This window comes from Halorubrum sp. CSM-61, assembly GCF_003781945.1.
Lineage (GTDB): Archaea > Halobacteriota > Halobacteria > Halobacteriales > Haloferacaceae > Halorubrum.
Genome location: NZ_RJJW01000007.1, coordinates 109,196 through 130,396 on the forward strand (window position 1 = coordinate 109,196; position 21,201 = coordinate 130,396).

General features: G+C 54.0%; 18 protein-coding genes. 12 read left to right on the plus strand and 6 right to left on the minus strand.

The genetic code is table 11. The features are described from left to right. Nucleotides 1-77 precede the first annotated feature (77 nt). The 3 genes from EDM04_RS13300 (at nucleotide 78) to EDM04_RS13310 (ending at nucleotide 5,618) form a co-directional block, all read left to right on the plus strand. Nucleotides 78-2,735, plus strand: a complete 2,658-nt coding sequence (locus EDM04_RS13300) for a DUF1156 domain-containing protein (protein WP_123622893.1) — start codon at nucleotides 78-80, stop codon at nucleotides 2,733-2,735. Nucleotides 2,736-2,986: 251 nt separating this feature from the next. After that, nucleotides 2,987-5,116, plus strand: coding sequence for a DUF262 domain-containing protein (locus tag EDM04_RS13305; RefSeq protein WP_241154922.1), 2,130 nt, complete (start codon nucleotides 2,987-2,989; stop codon nucleotides 5,114-5,116). 118 nt (nucleotides 5,117-5,234) lie between these two features. Further along, nucleotides 5,235-5,618 carry a hypothetical protein gene (locus EDM04_RS13310; protein WP_123622896.1) on the plus strand — a complete coding sequence of 128 codons (384 nt, stop codon included), beginning with the start codon at nucleotides 5,235-5,237 and terminating at the stop codon, nucleotides 5,616-5,618. Between the two features lie 73 nt (nucleotides 5,619-5,691). Here the strand turns inward: EDM04_RS13310 and EDM04_RS13315 are convergent, their stop codons facing one another. Genes EDM04_RS13315 through EDM04_RS13325 form a run of 3 tightly spaced genes read right to left on the minus strand, consistent with a single transcriptional unit; the run spans nucleotide 5,692 to nucleotide 11,100 of the window. After that, a complete protein-coding gene (locus EDM04_RS13315) occupies nucleotides 5,692-8,052 on the minus strand; it encodes a hypothetical protein (RefSeq protein WP_123622898.1) in 2,361 nt (786 codons plus the stop codon). Between the two features lie 58 nt (nucleotides 8,053-8,110). Further along, nucleotides 8,111-9,871, minus strand: a complete 1,761-nt coding sequence (locus EDM04_RS13320) for a restriction endonuclease (protein WP_123622900.1) — start codon at nucleotides 9,869-9,871, stop codon at nucleotides 8,111-8,113. Continuing rightward, nucleotides 9,871-11,100, minus strand: coding sequence for an AAA family ATPase (locus EDM04_RS13325; protein ID WP_123622902.1), 1,230 nt, complete (start codon nucleotides 11,098-11,100; stop codon nucleotides 9,871-9,873). The genes EDM04_RS13320 and EDM04_RS13325 overlap by 1 nt, the downstream gene beginning before the upstream one ends. Before the next feature lie 346 nt (nucleotides 11,101-11,446). Here EDM04_RS13325 and EDM04_RS13330 point away from each other — a divergent pair, with 346 nt between their 5' ends. Next, the gene (locus EDM04_RS13330) at nucleotides 11,447-11,881 is read left to right on the plus strand and encodes an SWIM zinc finger family protein (RefSeq protein WP_123622905.1); all 435 of its coding nucleotides are present in this window, start codon (nucleotides 11,447-11,449) and stop codon (nucleotides 11,879-11,881) included. A 103-nt stretch (nucleotides 11,882-11,984) separates the two neighbouring features. Here EDM04_RS13330 and EDM04_RS18595 read toward each other — a convergent pair whose 3' ends face one another. Beyond that, nucleotides 11,985-12,125, minus strand: a complete 141-nt coding sequence (locus EDM04_RS18595; protein ID WP_164471134.1) for a hypothetical protein — start codon at nucleotides 12,123-12,125, stop codon at nucleotides 11,985-11,987. A gap of 90 nt (nucleotides 12,126-12,215) precedes the next feature. Here EDM04_RS18595 and EDM04_RS13335 point away from each other — a divergent pair, with 90 nt between their 5' ends. From EDM04_RS13335 to EDM04_RS13370, 8 genes are all read left to right on the plus strand, one after another. Next, nucleotides 12,216-12,680, plus strand: a complete 465-nt coding sequence (locus tag EDM04_RS13335; RefSeq protein ID WP_123622907.1) for a hypothetical protein — start codon at nucleotides 12,216-12,218, stop codon at nucleotides 12,678-12,680. Further along, nucleotides 12,677-12,946, plus strand: coding sequence for a hypothetical protein (locus EDM04_RS13340; protein WP_123622909.1), 270 nt, complete (start codon nucleotides 12,677-12,679; stop codon nucleotides 12,944-12,946). The genes EDM04_RS13335 and EDM04_RS13340 overlap by 4 nt, the downstream gene beginning before the upstream one ends. Nucleotides 12,947-13,025: 79 nt before the next feature. Continuing rightward, the gene (locus tag EDM04_RS13345; protein ID WP_123622911.1) at nucleotides 13,026-13,568 is read left to right on the plus strand and encodes a hypothetical protein; all 543 of its coding nucleotides are present in this window, start codon (nucleotides 13,026-13,028) and stop codon (nucleotides 13,566-13,568) included. Between the two features lie 48 nt (nucleotides 13,569-13,616). Further along, the gene (locus EDM04_RS13350; protein ID WP_123622913.1) at nucleotides 13,617-14,102 is read left to right on the plus strand and encodes a hypothetical protein; all 486 of its coding nucleotides are present in this window, start codon (nucleotides 13,617-13,619) and stop codon (nucleotides 14,100-14,102) included. Between the two features lie 12 nt (nucleotides 14,103-14,114). After that, nucleotides 14,115-14,501: a hypothetical protein gene (locus EDM04_RS13355; protein ID WP_123622915.1), complete on the plus strand. Its 387-nt coding sequence runs from the start codon at nucleotides 14,115-14,117 to the stop codon at nucleotides 14,499-14,501. 70 nt (nucleotides 14,502-14,571) lie between these two features. Then, a complete protein-coding gene (locus EDM04_RS13360; protein ID WP_123622917.1) occupies nucleotides 14,572-14,970 on the plus strand; it encodes a hypothetical protein in 399 nt (132 codons plus the stop codon). A gap of 3 nt (nucleotides 14,971-14,973) precedes the next feature. After that, nucleotides 14,974-15,396, plus strand: coding sequence for a GNAT family N-acetyltransferase (locus EDM04_RS13365; RefSeq protein WP_123622919.1), 423 nt, complete (start codon nucleotides 14,974-14,976; stop codon nucleotides 15,394-15,396). A 480-nt stretch (nucleotides 15,397-15,876) separates the two neighbouring features. Further along, nucleotides 15,877-16,617 (plus strand): DNA methyltransferase, encoded by a 741-nt coding sequence (locus EDM04_RS13370; RefSeq protein ID WP_123622921.1) that lies wholly within the window; start codon nucleotides 15,877-15,879, stop codon nucleotides 16,615-16,617. 7 nt (nucleotides 16,618-16,624) lie between these two features. On the opposite strand, the gene EDM04_RS13375 is transcribed toward EDM04_RS13370, so the two are convergent. Beyond that, nucleotides 16,625-18,220 (minus strand): AAA domain-containing protein, encoded by a 1,596-nt coding sequence (locus EDM04_RS13375; RefSeq protein ID WP_123622923.1) that lies wholly within the window; start codon nucleotides 18,218-18,220, stop codon nucleotides 16,625-16,627. After that, nucleotides 18,217-21,039 carry a hypothetical protein gene (locus EDM04_RS13380; protein ID WP_123622925.1) on the minus strand — a complete coding sequence of 941 codons (2,823 nt, stop codon included), beginning with the start codon at nucleotides 21,037-21,039 and terminating at the stop codon, nucleotides 18,217-18,219. The genes EDM04_RS13375 and EDM04_RS13380 overlap by 4 nt, the downstream gene beginning before the upstream one ends. Nucleotides 21,040-21,201 lie beyond the last annotated feature (162 nt).

Below are 21,201 nucleotides of genomic sequence, written 5' to 3' on the forward strand. Positions count from 1 at the left end.
ATATACGCGTTGACACCCCTGCCAACGGTCGAGTCGACCCAAATCCTTATGCGAGTATACACTCCTCTAATTGAGGTATGGACGGTTCATCTCTAGAGGAACAATCTACCAAAGAGGGGCGTCTTCCTATCGAGAAAGGATTTCCGATAGAACGAGTTAATGAAATCGCCGCGAAGGAGGGTCGGGCGAAGATGCATTATCGGCCCATCTACACGATGCACAAGTGGTGGGCCCGGCGTCTCGGCTGTGTCTTCCGCTCTATTTCGCTGTACTCACTACTTGATGATCCAGAGAAGGTAGATGTCTTCGAACCCGGGCATGAGAACGAGACACTTGCCGGGTTTAGTGATGGGGACGGCGCTGACTTCGATATCGAGTCGGTGCTTGAACAAGTTGATATCACTAACCCGCACAGCCTCTGGGAACTCTATCCCAAAGACGTCCGAGTCGAGGATAAGAAGATTCTCGATCCATTTATGGGCGGAGGCACCTCGCTCGTTGAAGCCTCACGATTTGGCGCCGAAGTTGTCGGCAATGATCTGAATCCAGTTGCGTGGTTTGTCACAAAGAAGGAACTCGAGGCGGGGCAGACGGATGTCGAGGAGCTCAAGGATGCGTTCGAGCGTGTAAAACAGGATGTGTCTGATGAGATCCTTCAATATTACCGCACCCCCTGCCCGCACGGAGATCACGACGCCGATGTGATGTACAACTTTTGGGCGAAGGAACTCGATTGTGTGTCCTGTGGGCACACAGTCCCGCTGTTCAAGGACTACCGTGTTGCACAAGGGCGATACGAGAACGATGATCAGTACAACGTTTTGTGCCCCGATTGTGGCGCAATCACACTAGTTGACGACTGGCAGTCGGAGAGTTCCTGCGGGGAGTGTGGAAATGGATTCACGCCGAAGGAGGGCAATGTCTCGCGTGGGGGGAAATACAATTGCCCAGATTGTGGTCAAAAGTACGCGATTACCGATGCTATTCAGGAACAGAGCGGGTACGACACCCGGTTGTATGCCTTAGAGTATTACTGCGAGCACTGTGACCAGGCGGGCGAAGAGCGAAGCAAGTACAAGGGATACAAGCAAGTCGATCCCCAGGATGAGAAACTCTACGAGGAGGCCAGCGAAGCGTGGACATCCAGTGACGAGTTACAGGAGTACGCCCCGACGGAGCATATTCCGGAGGGACACATCCCCTCCGAACGCAACCCTATTTTCGACCATGGATATGAAGATTGGGAGGATATGTTCACCGACAGACAGCTGCTCTGTCTGGCCACGCTATTACGCTCTATTGACGAAGAAGTCGCAGACGAGAATCTCAAGGAGATGCTGTTGATCGGGTTTTCGGATAGCCTGATGTTCAATAGCACCTTTTCGATCTATAATCTGAATGCGAACAAGATCGAGGGCACGTTCCGGATGAATTCGTTCGTCCCGCAGACGGATTTCGTTGAGAACAATCTTTGGGGGACTGAGTTCGGGCGGGGGACCTTCTCGAATACAATGGAGAAGGTGTTCAATGGCGTGAAATACGCTTCAAGCCCAACTGAACGATATATTTCGAACGGCGAAACCAAAGAATCCGAGCCATTTACGAAGGAAATCGGTGGCGACTATACCCTTAATTTGGGCGACGCGCGGACGATTGACTTCGGGGAGAGTGAGTTTGATGCAGTCATTACTGATCCACCATATTACGATAATGTTATGTACTCCGAAGTGGCAGACTATTTCTACGTCTGGCAGAAGCTTCTTCTAGAAGACGAGTATCCCGGCTTCGGTTCCGACAAAACACCGCGAGCAGATAGTATTGTCACGAATCCGTTCCTCGATAAAACTGCTGAGGACTTTGAGTCAGAATTGAGTCAGGCCTTCGGCAATATCCACTATCACCTCAAATCAGAAGGGGTACTAGCTTTTACCTACCATCACTCTGATTCAGAGTCTTGGGGAGAACTATTAGAGTCACTCTGTGAAACTGGGTTTGAGGTAACGGCTACGTACCCCATCTCATCAGACCTGAACAAATTCATCTCCGGCGAAGCCGTCTCTTTCGACATCGTTGTAGTCGCCCGCCCAATCGACGAAACAGAACCAGCGTCATGGAAATCACTCCGCCGCGACATCTACCGTACGGCTCGACGCACCCGAACGCAACTCGAAGAGAACCGCGAGCTCTCCCGAGGTGACATCGGCGTGATGGAGATGGGCGCATGTTTCCGCGAATACTCCAAGCACCACGGGAAGGTTCAGCGTGATGGCGAGATCATGACTGCGAAAGAGGTCGTCCAGGAGATTTATGGCATCATTCAGGAGGCCAGCGACATCGGCGTTGAGGACGTGTTCATCGACCTACTCGACACGTCGAACCCCTCGTTCGACGACATCAATAAGCTCTGTCGCGGGACGAACGCCACCCCGGATGATCTCAAGGATACCTGCCTGTACAACCAAGATGACGGCTTTGAACTCGGAACCTGGGATAACGAGAAGCGCAGGGCGTACATTGAGGAGCGCGTCAACGGCGACGGTGGCGACCATCTCTCGGACCTCGACAAGCTCCAGTTCCTGCGGTACCGCTACGAGAAGGGCCAGGCGGTCCAGAACTACGTCGAAAAATGGGATGTCGATGACGATCTGCGCGAACTCGCCGGTCGGCTCGCCGACGTGACCGGCGACGACACGTACACGCGGGTGCTCGGAGATCGGGATATCACGAGCTACTGATCCCGGTAGTAGCTCTCCGTACTGTAGAATCGAAAAACCGGTGCGTTTCCTGTGCCCACGTCCGTCTTCGACGCCATAGGCTTGCGCCGCCGGGCTTCAGGGACATGGTCACACAGGCTCTACGCAGCACCGTTGCGCTCGATAGTTGATTAGCCGCGCCGTGAAATAGCGCTTTGGATGGCTGACCGAGATACGCTGTTGGAGTGAATACCACCCTGGGAACTTTCTACCTCCTCTGAACACAGGACCATATGGAATCGGGAAAGAAGTCGTTAGAGGAACTGACGACGGCAGGGGTGTTCCACGTTCCGGAGTATCAGCGCTACTACTCGTGGACTGAACCGGAGTGGGATGACCTCTGGACTGATCTCTACACGCTTCCGCCGGACAAACAGCACTACTTCGGGACGATCATCATCCAGAAGACAGACGAAACGGAAAGCGGTGGGAGTACCGGTGGCTACGGCTCTTCGAGAGAAAAGCCCATCAACCTCCTTATCGACGGCCAACAACGTCTCACCTCGCTTGCGTTGCTGGTTCGCTCGATGACGGAGTGTCTGGCAGAAATCGCGCCGGAAACGGATCACGAGGCCGAGATACTCGACGACGTCGAAGAGATGCGCGAGACACTTCTCGTTGAGGACAACATCTATCAGCTCCAGCTCCTTGACGAGGAGGACAACAAGTACCTCGAATGGCTACTCACGGGCCACGACGTTCACGAACCGGACCGCCCGTCTCAGCGGAAGATGATCGAGGCGAAGGAATACTTCGATGACCAACTTGACGACCTCACCGCATCCCCCGATGTCGATCCCGTGGACGTCGCTACGGAACTCAAGCTACTCTGGGAGACCATCCTCGAACTCGAACTGATGGTGTACGTTGTTGACGCAGCTAATCCCGAGAAAGCGACGCTCATCTTCGATAGCGTCAACGACCGAGGTCGGTCGCTCTCTACGTTCGACAAGACGAAGTCGTTCCTGATGCGGATGGCATACCTCGCTGCGGATACTGAGAGCGAGGCCCAAGCGACCATCCGCCGAATCCGGCAATCGTTCGGGGAGATGTACAACGACCACCAGACGATGTTGGAATCACCATACGTCACCGATATTAGCGATGATGCAGTCCAGCGCTACCACTTCATTTCGTATTTTGACTGGTCGAACTCCGACGAGTACAGTGATCCCGCCTTCCTTAGCGAGCTGAAAGAGCACATCCGCAAGCTTCGACAGGAAGATCCACGAGCGTGCTTGGAATACATCAAAGACTACACCAACAGCTTGGAACGCGGATTCAACGCGTTATCGAAGGTGTTAGACTGTACCGCTGATGATGAAATTTCGACCCTCGTTCAGCGAATACACCGCCTCCGTCACGCGACGAAGTTCTACCCGTTGCTCCTCAAAGCGTGGCCGAATCTTGATGACGATGGCAGGCAGGAGCTCCTGAACGCGATTGAGACGTACATCTTCCGCGTCTACTCGATTGGGAACCATCGAAGTCACACCGGTGAGTCCAGCCTCTACGTCCGCACGCGAAACATCAGCGAAGACAGTCCAGCCGATATCTGGGTAAGCAAAGTCGTCTCCCTAATGAACCGGTACGAGGACGACTCGCAGTTCCGACGGTCCCTTTCAGCTGCGGATCTGTATTCGAAAGCGAGCTCGCAGGACCTCCGGTATCTCTTCTACTTCTACAACGAACACCGAGCTGACGAGAGGGGTGAGCGCGGTGGACCATCGCTCACGGAAGCAATGAGCAACGAATACACGGTCGAACACATTTGGCCACAGAGTCCCGACGAACTACCCCTCGAGGATGCCGACGAGTATCCCAGTCCTGAAGCGCGGTACGACGCATACGTTGATCGACTCGGGAATCTCACGCTTGCGAGCAGACCGTGGAACTCGAAGTGGGGGAACGCTACATTCGAGACCAAGTGTGATGAGGGATACGTGGAGTCGAAGCTCTGGGTGCAATGGGATATCCAGAACGACTACGACGAGTGGTCCGTGGAAAATATCGAAGACCGCGAGGAGACGATAATCGACTTTGTCCTCGACGAATGGGCGACGCCCGAGACACGTCTTGGAAATGTCGAAGAGCCGGCGGACGCGATTGACCGGCTTACGAAGGAAGAACAGTTCGTTCTCAAGGCACTCCGCCAGAACACTGGTGGCGCGGTCCGTCGTGTTATCCACGGGGACGCGACCGAGCTTCCAGACTCACCGTTCGAAGAACCGAACTCGAACGGTACAGAACGAAATGAGGTAGGTTCGATTCTGAGCCGTCTCGAGAACGTTGGCCTCGCTGAGCAGAACAAGCATACCTGGTCGCCCACCGACGAGGCGCTTGGCATTGATCTCCCGACCTAACGCCCAACTACCGCGATCGGTATAATGCACTTCGACGCGTTAACTCCCTGCAAGACCTCCGACGGGACGATTGAGGTACCGCACCCCTTTTTGACCCCTCGGCGACGTGCTATAGGTAATGGCAGCCCCCGGACAAATACCCGGACAGTACAATCTCGTCATTGAAGGCGCCTACGAGACTTTCGAACACCAGATCCCCGTGAAGGAGTTCCTCCAGCGGCTCAAGGAAGATGATGTTCCCGAGACAGTGAGTGTCGTCGGACTGTCGGATGCCCTGAGTGACGAAGACCTGGCGAACGAACTCGCCCGTGAGATGGATCAACGTGCGAACGATCTGGAGTATCAAAGTCCCACGATACAGTTCGTCATCGAAGGGTCGTTTCATCGAAGCGGGAAGACCTACGACCTTCGGTACGATGACGAGCTCTACTCGCTTCAGCAGGTCTTTGGTCCACAACTTGAACGAAAAGAAGGTGGGGAGTGGCTCGTCGCGCCGTTTTAATCCTCAGCAGTGGTCATAACCGCCGTATGTAGTGTCGTACTATTTCCAGAAGGGGTACAGAATTGACCGCACCCTATTCGGTGTGGTCTTTGAGGGTTCTACTCCGGGTAGTGCCTTTCAAAGCCTGCAGTACTCGTTCTTCGACGGCGTCGCAGGCGTCGGTGTCCACAACAGAGTACCCATCCTCCCCGCCCCTGATCTTCTCTATGAATGCTCTTCTGAACGCAGCTTTCACTGAGGGGTATTCGATTATCGGATCGTAGTGTCGGTCGAAAATATCGTAAAGCGACAACAATGATTCGAGAGGGAGGAATGCAACTGGGATATCTTCCTTCTCCACATCCTCACTCTGCTCGAACCACTCCTGTACACGAGAGGCGACATAGGGGAATTGACCTTCTCGGAAATTATTCGAGACGAAGAGGTGGGCGTCCAGGTTTTCGTCATCTGAGAGCGAAACTGAGAGAGCACCACCGAGATTTTCCGTAACCATATACCAAGCAGCTTTGTTCTTCTCACCGGCATCGAGATCGTATCCCTTCTTTGTGTAGGTGAGTTTCGGGTCGTAACTTGCGATGAAGTAACCGTCGTCTTCAGGAATTACGAGACAGCCATCTGTTTCCGTCTCTCCTTCTCGACCCCACCGCTCGGTGAAGAGAAACATAAATTTCAGGAGATAGAACACGTCTCGTTCAAACTCGTTGTAGTCGTACTCCTCCTTCAGCTCCTTCCGCTCCTCCTGTGAGAGATCGTCGAATTCGCCTGCTGCACCCCGCTGATGTAGGTCCTGAAGGCGTTCGAACGCTTCGTCAGCCCGACCAATAATTCGGTTTCTGAACTGGGACTTGCTGTCACGAATCGCTGAGGTAAGAAGATCCTCTGGAGAATCAGTCATCAACAGGTCGTGTAGGTCAATCGTCCCGAAGTGCTCTCGCCCGTTGAGATACGCTTTCCCATAAACGACGAGAACCGAGTTTAGCAGGTATTGATTAATTCGTCGAGGAAGGCGGCCATTTCCGAGACAATAGTTGATGTACTCATACCGGTGCGTGTTGGCTTCTTTTCCTGCACTCGCCACTTCTTGGAATGTGGCTCGGATGTAGTCGTTGTGTTTCGTCTCATACCCATCGATTGAGACGTCCAAGAAGTTGATGCCATTATCTGAAAGCGTATCACGGATCTCTTTTAGCGACTCAAATGCTGCTTCATGGATCGCCTCATCGTCAACGCTGACCTCCCGCCGGATGTCGTCTCTGAAACTATCACCTTCACATTCGTCGCATTCGTCCGGCTTTTCTTCCTCATATACCTCGTGACAGCGATAACACTCATATGTGTCAATCTCGGCTACGTCGATGAATTCGTTCAGAAGTGACTGTTCTTCTTCCGGTAAATCCTCGAAATATCGGTTATACGTCTCAACTGCCCCCGTGAGAATCTGGTGGAAGATGTATGAATCTCGTAGCTGGACGTCATATGGATAGATGCTATCGAATGAGATGCCCAGTTTATCCTCGATCAGTAATCGAATTGCCTCCTTTTCTGACTCGGGCAGGTACCGGTCTTGGATCTCAAAGTAAAATCCTGTTTCTTCACGCTCTACTTTCAGCTCGACCTTCTTCCCCGTCTTGTTGTGGTTGAAGCCGAGATGGGACAGTTCGGATAAGCTCTGAAGATCGACTAGTTCCTGAAAGACGGCTTCTGAGTTGAGATCATTTCGAACTCCCGTAGGGTTGCTGAGGGAGAGGGATGATCCATCGGGGAGATAGGTTCGTTGGAACTCTACCTCGGTGAGTGTGAGCGCTTCAATCTCATCGTTGAAGATTGACGCAAGTCCATCGATGACGTGCTGAGTTGTTTGTGATCGCTCTATTCTGTCAACTCCATCACTATCTGTAAAGGTCTTTGAGAACTTCTTGATTCGACTCTTTGCACCTCGTACCTCTATCTCACCACCACCATTTTTCCGAACGAATAGTGGGTGGGCACGCTCGAACAAGCGACTTCGGACACGATCGTCTTCCCGAGTGGTCACACGAACCTCTTTACTCGGCCACACCAGTGTAAAACCGTCAATCAACTCTTCGACGAAGAGACCCTCATCTTCGAGTCGGCGAAGTTCGTCCTCGAAATTAGTTTCCACCTGGAAACCGTTGCCTCCGCTGCTCTTTTGCGCCCATTTTTCTTCTGCCCAGATGGTGAGTAGAAGCTGTTGTGCAGGATCTTGTGATTGGTCCTTTAATTCTGCGAGTAAGCCGTCGACTGACTCAAACCGAGAGTCAATTCGTTTCGTTCGCCCAACGTAGAAATCCGATACGAGATTTTCAAGCGTCCGTTCTGACTCCGGGATTTTATCATATTTCTTCCCGAGCAGTAGACCCCAGAACCCGTCATCGTTCGAAAGGGGGTCATGTGATGTCATCTCGTTACTCATTCAACTATCTAATTAGTGTGAAACCAGGTATAAAGAGACTGTCGGACGAAACTACTGTTCAGAGCAGTTTCAGCGGTCCCTCTTTCTCCACTTCATCGGAACCATTCTGGAGGAAATAGAGGTCGATCCACTCCTGCCCGTGCTCGCGGCAGAATACCGGGATGCACGTCGTCGTATGCTCGTAGCGCTGTTCACAGCGCGTCTCGATCTGTTCTCGCGTCCAGTCACCGTCTTGCTCTAGGTCGTACCGATTGCGAACTTCCCACGAGTGTTCGTCGGCAGCGGCCTTGAGGACGCGGAGCGAGAAATCCCGAGTATCTTTGAACGTGAACGGACCGCTCATCGATGTCGCTTCGCTCAGGGCAGTCTCTTCGACGCCGTCGAGACACAGGCGATTCTCTGCGACGGCGCGGAAGGCTTCGAGTTCAGCAGATTTCTCGACGAGGACGTCGTGTAGGTAGTTGTGGACGACGTCGCCGTATCCATCCAGAGTGAACGACTGCTCGGGTGAGACGATCTGCAGTTCAGCTCCGGTCTGGGCGACTCGGCGACGCTTCGGTTTGAGTAGCGGGCACAGGAACGCGAGCCGGTCAGCATGGAGGAGGTAGGCGTAGCTGAACAACCGAGACCGAGACGGCGATTCCTTCACTGGGTCGTGGCCCTCTGCGTAGTATTTCGAGTCTAGCACAGCTAGTGTCTCGTCGCCCTCTTGTAGCGCATGGTCCGGTTCGTGGTAGATCTGGCCCTCACCCTCGAACGGATTCACGGACGGTGACCGGACGGGCGTCACGTCGTCGAGGCCGCCAAGGTGGTCGTATGACTTGATATACGAGAGCTCCCGCTCAATGACGACCTGTGAGTACTGCTCGAACAGCGACTCCATATTCAGAACGTAGTCCACGACCAGTTCTCGCGGGCCGTCTCGGAGTTGCTGGCCGAGTGACGACGACATCACCGCTTTGGCGACGTCGAACGCCTTCTGGTAATACCGGCGCTGCTTCGGGAGGTCGCTGAGCGAGAGGCGTCGATACGCGTCCATCCGGTCTAACCCGCTGCTAACACCCATACTCTCCAGGCGCTCCACCTCTCGGTGAACCTCTGAGAAGATACGGTCGTATGCAGGGTGGTCGTTCTCGTGAGAGTTCTGTCGAAAGAGCCGAAGTAGCGTCTTCCCCGCGTAGTGGAGCAGCGAGTTCGCGGCGTTGTCGTACTCGGTCTCGTTGCGTATCCAGTGTGGCTCCAGCGTCCCCTGCGCGTGGTTCATAAGCGTCTGTTCGACATCGATCTCTCCCCGACCGTCCAGACTGTCGAACCGTCGGATGACCAAGTCGCGGATGTATCCCTGCCGATGAATCGTCTCTAACCCATCGAGGTAGTTGATCGCCAGCACAACGAAGACATCGTCGAGATGGATGTCGTCAGAGAGGAAATCCTGCAGCGGGATCCCGTGATATTCGATGGATCGGTTCTGGTCGTAGACCGCCAGCAGCATGTCGAAGATGTGCTCCCAGTCGATCTTCGGATCGACCTGGACCTTTGACGACGGTGTGAGGCTCACGACGCCGATGATGTCCGTCGCTTCGACGTGGAGTACCTCGTTCTCGTCGCCGTCTACGGTGACTGTGACGACTTCGTACTCCTGCTCGCCGTCAAGTGCTGCTTGGCTCTTCGTGAAGACGCCGGGACTCTGCTGTGTGAAAGATGCGCGACGAAGCTGATCCCCGATGGACGACGGACAGCCCTCTATCCGGATTTCCCCGCGTTCGGGGACGTTGAAGGTGTCCTGCCCGTACTCGTAGACTTCGTCAACAGTGCTCATTACTCGTAGGAGCCCATCTGACGACGTTCCTGTTCGAGTTCTCGCTCGGCTAGCTCTGCAGCAGGGGCGAGATCGAATTCCTCGAACTCGCCGTTCATCGCGCGGTAGTGTTCCGCGATCCGCTCGATCTGCGGGAATGCGGCGGCGTTCAGGAGTCGCGGAACGATGTACGTCCGGAACGCCTGTCCGACCGCATCTTTCTGGTCATACTCGTACTCCCCGCCTTCTCGACAGCCAACGCCAAGGAAGACGGCGACGTCGCGGTAATGCATCGGGCCGAAGCGCATGATCGACCCTTGTGATGTCGATTCGTGGCCGTGGTTGATTCCCTGGTAGTCCCGCTCAAACAGGCGGAGGATCTCGCTTTCTCCGAGATCCGAGTGGTCGGTGACGTGCGTGGTGATCCAATCTTTGAACAGCTGCCGGCGCTTATCCTCCTCGTACTCGTCCAGCTCAATCATGGCGAACCGGCGGGTGATCGCGTTGTCGAGTTCGTTCACCGTCCGGTCGGACATGTTCATCGTACAGATGATGTTCACCCGCTCGTCCAGTTCGATGGTCTCCCCCTCGTCGGTCTCGAAGATAGTCTGATGGGGGTTCTCGATGGCGGTGTACAGTGGGCCGAAGATCTTCGAGATGTCGGCTCGCGTGATCTCGTCGAGGATGACGCCGTACTCGACGTCAAATCGGCGGGCACGCTGAACGGCTTCGGACACGCATCCGAGTTTCGTTCGGTAGCTTAGCGAGTCACCGGTGTAGTCTGGGCTGATCCCGCCGATGATGTCCGACGGCGTCCACGAGGGTGTCGCAGTGTTGAGCGCGTACCCGATGCCGGTCTCACGAGCGAGCTGCTTGGCGAAGGTCGTCTTCCCTGTTCCGGTCGGTCCGTACAGGACGACGGGCTTCCCAGTTTCGAGTGCGACCTTGGCGTTGCGCTCCACATCGTTTGGGACGAGTATCTCTTCGGGCGTTTCGTCACCGCGGAGACTCACGATACGCTTGAGCCGATCCGACGCGAGTGCCGACTCAAGCACGGCACGTCGCACCCGTCCGAGTCCACGCTTCCCGTCGTGGAGTACGTCGAGTTTCTCGTCCTCGATCAGGAACTCCAGTACGTCTTCGTTCTCGGCATTACGAATCGCTTCGACGACATCGTCGGTTACACGGCGAAGAATTCCGACTTCGTCTTTTGCGTCCTCAAGCGTATAGTCGTCCGACGAGTCACTCATTATCGAATACAGGTCGCCCACAGTATATAAAAACCCGTTCAAAACAAATTTTGGGACCTGTCCAGGATGCTATTTTAACCGCATAAGTGAGCTCGGTCTGCAGAATTTTGCTCCGAAACAACCGATTAGCGATTTCGACTTACAGAACGCCCTCAAGAGCATCCTCAGCCAGCACAAGCATAGATTAGCGATCTGTGACGCGGGCGTTTTTCACTCCCCTGCCAGCAGGTGGAGGAATCATATCGTGAGTTCACACTCCACCGCAGCGACCGGAGACGCATCCGACTCGTCCCCAACGCTGCCCCAGAGTACTGACCGACGTGACGAACGCGCTCGTAACGAAACGATGGATGTCGCGCTCCTCAAGCAGGGCGGCATCTACTCAGTCACTGGCGAGTCCGGGGAGACCTACACTGTCGACCTCATCGACGAAACGTGTACTTGTCCGGATTACCAAGACCGCGATCCAGAGGGCGGCTGTAAGCACGTCCGACGCGTCGCTATCGAAGTCAACGAAGAGACGGTCCCCCGCCCCGACGGGAAACTCCCGACATCGGCACTCACCACATCAATCCAAGAGGACGACGACAACGACGTCCGTGAGGACGCTGACTATCAGCAGGCAGAAGCCGCTATCATCGACGCCATCCAAGACCGCGAGGAAGAAATCGCCCGGCTTCAGTCAGAGATTGAGGCACTCGAATTCGTCACCGACACGCTCGATGCCATCCGCAACCCTGGCGAGGACTTTAGTCTCGACGCGATTCGCGACCAGCGATAAATAACTTACAGCTCCACACGCTATGAATTCGTCCACTCACCACGATCGAACAGTAACCATCGACATACAGATTCCCCTTGGTGCAACAGAGGACCTCGACGAATCAATTCCAGCCGACATCTACGCCGACTGGCTTCAAGAACGCCTCAATGAGGGACTTTCCGATCTCTCTGCCACCCCTGACCATCCCGGTGTTCTCGAGGTCGACGTCGACGCCATCACGGTAACCGAAGTCACGAGGCACGAATCGGGCCCCGCTTACCGCCCCAAGTAACTACTATTTCGAGCCCAATTTTTCTTCTCCGTTACAGGCGCGAAGAGGTTTCAATAACAAATGACAGACAGCACTCGAGACGAGGACTCCGTTGCCTCACTCCTCGTCCCTGACGACACCTCACAAGCCGCACTCATCGAACTTTTCGACACGCTGGAACGTGCCGGCTTTGGTATCGCCCTCCGCGATGGCTACGACTCCCAAGACGCCATCGCGTACGACCTCACCAAGACCAGCTCGCTCAACGATATTGTTCCGTCTCCCGGCTCGCCCGAAGACTACGACGCGGCCTATCGAGAGATGCAAACAGGCATCCTCAGTGGCCCAGCCTTTGAAGCCGCTATCGCCGTTCTCGCAGCCCATACGGCAGTCGCAACGCAACACCTCATCGACGGCGAGCGCGCAGATCCAGACATCGACGATCTAGATGAACGCTCACTCGAGTCGGCAATCTCTGAAACCGAGACGCAGATCACTGATGCCCTGTACGAACGGGCCCTAGAGAACGTGGAGGTCGACGTATGACGTCTGAAAAGAACACGCCGGTTCCGATGACCTGCCCGGAGTGCGGCGGCCGGTCGTTCTCTTGGATCATCGAAGAAGTCCAGTTCGGCGACATCCAGAAGTACGAGGACGGTACTTTCGAAGAGGTCGGTATGAAGCGCGGTGAGGTTGTCGGAAGTGACGTTGAAAATAAGGGCGTCTACTGTACGAACTGCGATGAGCGCCGCGATCGCGACGAGCTCGTTCCGGACGACGAGGTGACCGCCATCAACCAAGAGAGCGCGTGATTATCCCTTTCATCCCGTCGCCGGAGTAGTCCTGACTCACCAACACCCCCGGACTTCCGTCGTAACCTGATCTGATACTATGTCCAACGCATCCACCACGCCATCCGACGACACCGATTCGGCCGCACCGTTCGCCACTCTCAGCCGGCTTGCGTACGCCCACGTAACGCACGCCCCACTCCACGAACGCTATATGCCCTCGGGCAACTTCGAGGCTGTCGGCAAGCCCGGCGAATTCGGTCCGGTAGACCCCGAGACTGGGGCTGAATATTGCGCTCTCGGTGGCCTCAATCATCAGTACAACCGCGACTACAAGGTCGGTAGCTCATATCCAAAGACTGTCTTCGTTTACGCCGAGGATGCCTCCGGTGAATCCCTCTCCCACAATGCACTCGAAGCCATCCTTGATGATCGGAATCTCTGGTCGGATGCACTCACAACCGTCCTCCTCCCGAAAGGTATCGAAGAAGACCAAGCAACCTGGTACTCCGCGTTCCAATTCCGTCCCCCGGAGCGCGCACCGAGCCTCCGCCGGGTCAAGCGCCAGCTCGACCGCGTCTTCGACGACGCAGAGATCTATCGCGAAGGCCCGTTCCTCGATGCTCGAATCTGGCACGAGTAGTCGCACCACCTGTTGTTTTTCGCCCCCATCAGAAGTGAGGTGCACAAAATGCGATCGTTCCTTCCACCGTCAGAATTCGATCTCTCGGATCTCCCCGAGAGGCTCGATGTCGAACAGCAACTCAAAAACCGACAGGGAGTCCATATGGCGTTTGCGACGACAGCCCTCACGGTCGACATACTCGGTCGTGATCAAGGCGAACGCCACGATGCCCTGAAGGGACTCATCCAAGCGTGGGACTACATCGCCCGCCAACACGGCGAGGACGTCCACGTCGAGTACACCGGGAAGCCGTGGCAGTCACTCAACATCGACGTCGTCGACCGCACCGACGAGCCCGCAGCAGGAGGCGAGATCAAGCAATACGGTGTGCTCAACACGGAACGAGACGTCCTCCTCAAGCTTGGTCAGTTCGGCCCGACACTCACAACGAACCGTGAGAAGGCGGCCAAGCAGGCACGGGCGGACAGCCACCTCGAACTCGTCGAGGTCAAGAGTATTCCGTTCGATCAAAAGAACCCACTCTCGCACTAACCAAAGGAGAATATGACCTCAGAACCCCAGCGCCAGCTTCCCACCGAAACGTCCGACGCCGTCTCCGCACACATCGCCGCTAGTGAAGAGGCCAGTGACCTCACCTTCCAAGACGCCATCGAGGCGCTCCGAGAAGGGATCGATGGCTACGGGGACCGGGTTCACGCAACCGCCGAAGTCCTCCGTGCCGTCGACGACCTCGGAGTCCCGAACAACATTCTAACCCACCCCCGTGTCGAACAAGGTATCTGGCGATACAGCCACGACGCAGACACCGTCCGCCGCGAGATCGAGATCACCATCGAGCGCGAGGCAGACGACGACGTCACCGTCGACGAGATTGTCGCCGCTTATCGCGTCGCCGCCGCCCGTCTCGACACGCCTATCGACGTGGACTAACCCACCACGTCCAAATCCGCTAGTAGCCCCGCGGGGTGTCAAACCCAGCAGCTCCCTTCTCAAGCCTTCCATGACAGTCATCGTCATCAACATCAAAGAAGAGCGAATCGACTCCGAAGATCAATCCCCCTCAGACGTTCTTGAGTCACTCCTCATCCCCACCAAATCGCCGGACTATGATACTGTCGGTTCCGAATACGTCCAGAAACTCCTCCGTCAGCTTCCGTCCGACGCACTCAAAATCCGGCAATCAATTCACGAACCGGACTGGGGATTCGGAGAGCCCTGTCCCGTCTGTGGGACCGAAGCCCTGAGCGCCATGACGGTCAGGGAAGACATTTACAACTCGAGTCACGGCGAGTTCGAGTACGTCGAGACTGGCGACGCGAACGGTCCCGTCTTCTCGGTTATCTGCCCCGAGTGCCGGACGTACCTCTCGCACGTCCCATACCAAAATCTGACCACCTGACCGATGGCATCCATCGACACCGATCCCGATATTACCGTCGGATACTCACGGCTCTCGCCAAACGCCGTGTGGTGCTTCTTCGACGAGATCGACGATGTCCCGAATCTGACCGCCGCCGAAGAACAGGGAGAGGCGTGGGAGGCCCTTCTCGACGGCGACCGCATCGGAACGGCAGTCGTCGGTACCGTCGGAACGTCGTTCCTGAGTCGAATCATCATCACACCGAACGCGCGACGGATGAGCGTCGCGACCGCAATCTTCGACCGCCTCCAAGACGTGTATTGGTGCCTCCGCTGCCGCGTTCACAAGGATAATCAAGCTGGCATCAGGCTCGTCGAATCCACCGGATTCCACCGGAAACGGAAGGGTCGCTACGGCGAACTTTGGTGGTACGATACACAACTCAACAACGTCGACGACAAGTAACCCCTGGGTAGCTTTCTCCCGTCCCAGGACCGTGCAGACGTATGAATCCAGAACTCGTCCATCCACGTGGGAACATCACGGCCGTACTCCCGCTGCTTGACCCAGCCCAGCAGCGCCGCTATCAAGACGCCCTCAAGCGACGGGCCCGCGGCCACCTTCCACAGCGGTTCGACGCTTGTGCCGGCCGCGACGAGGCTCGCACATACTACGAGGGAAAGCCGACACCCCCATCCGGACGGCTAAGTGTGCCTCACCGTTACGGATACCGATGAAACCCCCGTTGGGCTGGTACTCCCCACTTCCGCTCGAGACGCGTTTAGGGTACACTCTGAGGCGTTACAGAGGCCCCAGTCACTTATCCAGGGGGGTGACCATCACCTAGTTGGGGTTACCAACGTCTGTCCCGATTCCGTGTTTGCGCTGGGACCAACGAAGGAGACCACCAACGACTATAACTCGTCGCGATGTTTCGACAAGTAAATGCCGAACAATCTTGAAAATGAGTCAGCGGAAAAGTCATCCGCAGACTCAGAGGATATCGTACTCTCCTCGTATGTTGCGTATAATCGGAAGGTCTTTCCAAAAATAGTTGACCTCCACGTTGAGGACGGGGCAACTATTGCTGACGTGACTTATGGACGCGGGAACTTCTGGACCGACGTGCCGGACGAGAAGTACAAAGTATACAAGACAGATATCGACCCTGAAAAATCACCAGATAGTGAAGAGGGAGTCGATTGCCGTGACCTCCCCTACGAAGATGGTGAAATCGACTGTGTAGTGCTAGACCCTCCCTATGCAGAAGGATTCTTCCGGCGAAATAAAGACCACCTTGCAGGGAATGGCTCACATTCCAATTTCCGATCGAATTACTCTACAGGTGATGTGCATACCGGGGGGTCGAAGTATCACCAAGCAGTCTTAGACCTCTACTTTGAAGCGGGGAAGGAAGCCAAACGAGTACTTAATGATGACGGTGTGTTTGTGGTGAAAGTTGGAGATGAGGTGAGTTCAAACACTCAATACTTGACACACATCCAGATAACAAACTTTTACGAGAGAGAGCTGAGGTTCTACACGAAGGATTTGTTCGTCGTAGAACGTCACAACAAACCCTCTGTTTCCGGAATGCACAATCAAGTTCACGCACGCAAGAACCACTCTTTCTTTATGGTCTATAAAATGGATGGAGAGCCACAGAATATCCTCGAAACAAGTTGAAGACAGTTCAGCGGACCGTGAAGATCTCCATCCCGGTATCGAGGGGCATCGGGCTTACCGGGATCTGGAGTAAGTCGGTCACGTCCCCTCGTAGTGTTGCTTCCCCGTCGCTGGAATTACTCACTTCAGAGAACAACATCTTCCAAAGACGCGCATTGTCGTAGTCGTCAGAGTGCGATGGGATAAACTCAATCAGTCGTTCGCTCACGATAACGATGAGCTTCTTTTTCATTCGGCTCAACGCGACATTGAGTCGGTTCGGACTGAGAATGAACTCCGCTTCTCTTCGGATGTAGTCAGGGTCGCTTACTGTACTCGATAAGATGATCACGTCGCGTTCACTCCCCTGAAATCTATCGACTGTATCAACCACACCTTCGCTAACTTTGCTTCCCAACGAGTCAATCAGACGACCCCGTTGGGCGTTGTGAGGAGTGATTATCCCGATATTTTCCTTTGAACGGTCAATCGGGGTGATTAGGCTATTTACAATACCCGCCTCAAGTGCGTTAGATTGCTGACTCTCGCTGTCTTGATGGACGACAATCGAAATTGGACAATCTGGATTGAGTACTGTGTCGATCGCCTCATTTCCCGTCTTGTTGACCGCAAGAGGGTCCCGGTAGGCTCGAAGATGAGGATCATCCTCGGTGAAGGAACGATATCTCACCCCATCACGTTCGTACACCAGCTTTCGCAAAATGCGAGCTACTTCCTCATCACATCGGTAGGTGATCTCCAGCCGATCTATCGGATACTCTACCGAAGTCGGCACCTCAACCTCGTCGAACTGCTCATCATCGCCAAACTGGTTCTCCCCACTCAGCAGCCGAAATAGGTCCATTACCGAAAGATACGGAACCAACTCTCGAATGGTTCGGCGGTCTTCTCGTTCCCAATCGTGCTTCTGGATGGGCGATAGTTGTCTGTGATCGCCTACGACTAGAGTCCTTGCTCCGTCTTTGGTAGATGACCCTGACATCAAGAAGTCAGTGACGGTCATCATACTGGCTTCATCAACCGCAAATAGGTCGAAGGTGGGTCGTATCGTCTCGTCAAATGCTTTCTTGATTATTCGATTTCCACCGCTCGGAGTTCCAAAAATGACGAAGCTGTCTGACCCTGCCCCCCAGTTGCTCAGTTGTTGTTGCCCCTCTAAGTCCCTTTTCAGGTCCTCAACCTTCGACTTCTCCGTATTGTAGTTGACCCGTTCAACATCAGTTTTAGTGGGGACAGAGTAGCCACGGTCACGCGATAAAGCGCGAATCAGGCGGAGCGAGTCTAGCTCGTCACACCCCTCTTCAGCCATAAGCGTATACTTGAAATCATCAACCTTCTTCAATATCGCGTTAACTGCTCGATGTGAGGGGGCTACAACTAACGCGCGAATGCTTCCTCCATCGTTCATCTGGTCATATGAGGCACGCAGGAGCCCATGGGCAAGCGCCAAGGATTTTCCTGTTCCCGGGGGACCCTGAAGGATAGCAAAGTCATCCTCTTGGCGAGTGATGAATCTTTCTTGGCGGTCGTTTGGATAATCAAGTGAAGAACTACTCTCGACAAAGTCGAGGTATCCACGGTTTGGCTCTCCGTCATTGCTCATACATCATCACCCCGAATGAGGCCGTCCAAGAGGTGATAATAATGGTATCTCGGATTTTGACTGGGGCGATTTGATTGCAGTTCTTCTAGCACGTCGTGGGCGTGTGTTGAGGTCCAGTCGTCGGTCTGTCTATCCAAAATGTACCTATCTCCGGGTTTGAGGTGAACACAGCGGACGCCATAGCTATAGCCCGCATCTGCTTCGTTTTGTACCCACACGTCGTGCCTGTGAACGTACTCAAACGTGTCTGGATTCGTGTTTGGTATGAAATTGCCATCTGTGTTGAATTCACTACAGCGGAGTGTGATGCTGCGGTCACCCGTATTCACGCTCTGGACTTCAACGGGGAGCCCCGACTCGATATCCGCTGGCTTCTTCTTGTCATCCTTATGGACTTGTTGAGAGACGTCCCACGTGACAGGATTTGCAACACGATGAGACCCCGAAGATTCGTTTTCAGCCCCCTTCAAACGGCAAGTATACGCAACTTTTGAGGGGTCACTGAATTCATCAGGTTCGTACACAAGTCGTCCTGTTACAACAAGGTCGTCGCCATCTATTTCAGTCTCTTCCACTTCCACGATTGCCGCATGGCCCTTCTGTACACGCTCACGTGGTGCTTTTGCGTATTCTCGATACTTTTCTTGACGGTCAGCGTAGTGCTCTAGGTCGAGATAGTCGTTGAGAGACCGAGCCAAGTCGATGTCTCCCAAATTAAACTCAGGAAGTTCTGGGAGGTCGATTTGTTCTTTGCCGAGGAAGGGATTCTGATGGGACGCAGTACACGACTCCAGATGGTGAAGTGCGTGGGACATTTTTTCTCCCAAGAGACCCACATCTTCCGGTGTGATTCTCTCGTCTTGCTTGTCAGCATCGTGGTATCTGTACTTCTGAATTTCCCACCTATCACGCCCTGAATCTGCCCAGTCTAGGTTTAGCTTCCCTTTTGCGGCCCAGATATACTCCAGAGGGATTTGATTGTCGAAACGTGCTTTGAGCGGGTAGAAATCGTCTGGATTCTGGATATCCGATTTACTGTGTAGTCTACCATTGCTGTCGGCTTCTACTGGCAGTTTGAAATTGAACAGGTTGTACTTGAATGCATCATAGCAGTTGAAGGTCAATCCCCCACCGGACCGTGTCACCTCCCAGTTTGACTTCTTGAATAGACCGTCACAGCCGCAGTCACAATACTGCGAAGTCGCTTGGTCAAGAATCGGTAGAATACCACTTCCGGGATACCGGAGAGCGAATCGATCCTGAAGTTCGTCCTGTACTATACTGACCATCGGTTGGTCGATCGCCTTTCGATACCCTAGGAGGTCCCGAACCGCATCGAACGAGTCCTTGTCATATCGAGGCATCTGACGGAGAATGCCATCTACCAGAGCATCCCGCTCCATCCGGCTGAAGAAATATACATGCAACGCTGACCGTGTATCTCCTTCAGCCACGTGTTCTATGGCCGGGAATAGTTTGGAGAAGAAGTCCTCGAGCAAGTCGCCTTCAACCTCTAGAACCTCTTCTCGCTGGTCGTTATCTGGTAATCGGTCTACTACGGAACTAAATGAAAGTGCTCCAATGGCTGAATTGTTTCTGACAACTCGCCCAGCAAGCATAGCCAAGGAGTCGCGCATGAAGTCCTCCCGTACATAGAGATACACTCTGATGAGTTCGTCGGGATTGTAGTCCATCTTCTCTCGGGCATTTGGTGACGCGCTGGTTGATGGAAGGGTACTGTCACCTGACCCCTGAATCGGCGTGGCGTATAACGGCCCAGTTCGTGCCTGAGAGTCGTTCTGTGCTGCTTGTCTGGTTTGTATCCCACCCAACATAGCCTGTGCCCTCTGAACCATCCGGTCGACTTTCCCGCCAATTGTAGGTTCACTCAAAAGCTGCTTGACGGTATTCTCGTCGCGTGAAGGAAGTTCGTCGTAGACGTAGGGTTTCGGGTCTTCAATTTTCTCTTTCAGACCCGCGAGGTCCTCAATATCCTCGATATCATGTTTGTTGAGGATTCGCTGTTCACCCTCCGTGAGACCGAGTAGCGCCAAGTCCAGATTGTCCAGCGCATATTTGAAACAATCCTCATTATACAGACAGGTGTTGCACTTACCAGTCAGAGAGAAGTTAACTTCGGCCTGTTTGTAAACAGAGTCTATCGTGCCATCCTCACGCAGAAGCCTTCGCACGTCTTCTCTGACGACTTCGGGTTCGGCAATAGTTTGAATTGATTCTGGGTCAGTGAAGTCTAATGAATCGCTTTCCCGATGGACTATGCTGATTCGAACCTCTAACTCCTCTACGAGCGGCTGTAGGATGTTTTCAAAAATTAGTGCGTAGATACCCGCCTGAATCTGGTGATATGGCTGTACATCACTAGAAGCCTTGATTTCGAAGATATGCGCGATTATACCGCTATCGGGCGATTCCCAGAGAGCCAGCATATCCCCGCGTCCCTTGATTCCCCATACGTCGATGTAACCGCGGGCAGGTGGTTGCTCAATAACAACAGGGTTCTGGACAGTCGCCTTGTCAACAAGACTGTCTAATTCTGTACGTACTTCCTGTTTTCCTATGTCTGGTTTATCGCTTACGTCCCAGTCAGAACCATCGTAAAGGCCGACTGAGTCTTGTTTGATATTTTCGGTAATATCATCCTCGAACCGGTTGCCAATTTCACTAAGGAACACGCCCAATTCGTCCTCATTCCCGGTGATTTTGCCGAGACTTTGTTGGAGGTAGCGAGGGCACTGTTCAAACCCAATAAAGAGGCCAATATCCCCCGGACTGAGAACAGGACGTGAAGATCCAGACATCAATAGTCGATTGGTAGCATACCCGGTATGATAATATTACCCCTGTCTATCATATTCACCAATTCCATCTCTCTTGGCAAGCCAATGGACTAGTCATAGAGATGTTCTCGCTCTAAAAGCTCAGAACTCCCAGTTTTCGTCTGTCCAATTACGGAATAGAAA

Coding starts and splice junctions, on each gene's coding strand:
- EDM04_RS13300 (WP_123622893.1), top strand. CDS start 78: ATGGACGGTTCATCTCTAGAGGAACAATCTACCAAAGAGGGGCGTCTT.
- EDM04_RS13305 (WP_241154922.1), top strand. CDS start 2,987: ATGGAATCGGGAAAGAAGTCGTTAGAGGAACTGACGACGGCAGGGGTG.
- EDM04_RS13310 (WP_123622896.1), top strand. CDS start 5,235: ATGGCAGCCCCCGGACAAATACCCGGACAGTACAATCTCGTCATTGAA.
- EDM04_RS13315 (WP_123622898.1), bottom strand. CDS start 8,052: ATGAGTAACGAGATGACATCACATGACCCCCTTTCGAACGATGACGGG.
- EDM04_RS13320 (WP_123622900.1), bottom strand. CDS start 9,871: ATGAGCACTGTTGACGAAGTCTACGAGTACGGGCAGGACACCTTCAAC.
- EDM04_RS13325 (WP_123622902.1), bottom strand. CDS start 11,100: ATGAGTGACTCGTCGGACGACTATACGCTTGAGGACGCAAAAGACGAA.
- EDM04_RS13330 (WP_123622905.1), top strand. CDS start 11,447: ATGGATGTCGCGCTCCTCAAGCAGGGCGGCATCTACTCAGTCACTGGC.
- EDM04_RS13335 (WP_123622907.1), top strand. CDS start 12,216: ATGACAGACAGCACTCGAGACGAGGACTCCGTTGCCTCACTCCTCGTC.
- EDM04_RS13340 (WP_123622909.1), top strand. CDS start 12,677: ATGACGTCTGAAAAGAACACGCCGGTTCCGATGACCTGCCCGGAGTGC.
- EDM04_RS13345 (WP_123622911.1), top strand. CDS start 13,026: ATGTCCAACGCATCCACCACGCCATCCGACGACACCGATTCGGCCGCA.
- EDM04_RS13350 (WP_123622913.1), top strand. CDS start 13,617: ATGCGATCGTTCCTTCCACCGTCAGAATTCGATCTCTCGGATCTCCCC.
- EDM04_RS13355 (WP_123622915.1), top strand. CDS start 14,115: ATGACCTCAGAACCCCAGCGCCAGCTTCCCACCGAAACGTCCGACGCC.
- EDM04_RS13360 (WP_123622917.1), top strand. CDS start 14,572: ATGACAGTCATCGTCATCAACATCAAAGAAGAGCGAATCGACTCCGAA.
- EDM04_RS13365 (WP_123622919.1), top strand. CDS start 14,974: ATGGCATCCATCGACACCGATCCCGATATTACCGTCGGATACTCACGG.
- EDM04_RS13370 (WP_123622921.1), top strand. CDS start 15,877: ATGCCGAACAATCTTGAAAATGAGTCAGCGGAAAAGTCATCCGCAGAC.
- EDM04_RS13375 (WP_123622923.1), bottom strand. CDS start 18,220: ATGAGCAATGACGGAGAGCCAAACCGTGGATACCTCGACTTTGTCGAG.
- EDM04_RS13380 (WP_123622925.1), bottom strand. CDS start 21,039: ATGTCTGGATCTTCACGTCCTGTTCTCAGTCCGGGGGATATTGGCCTC.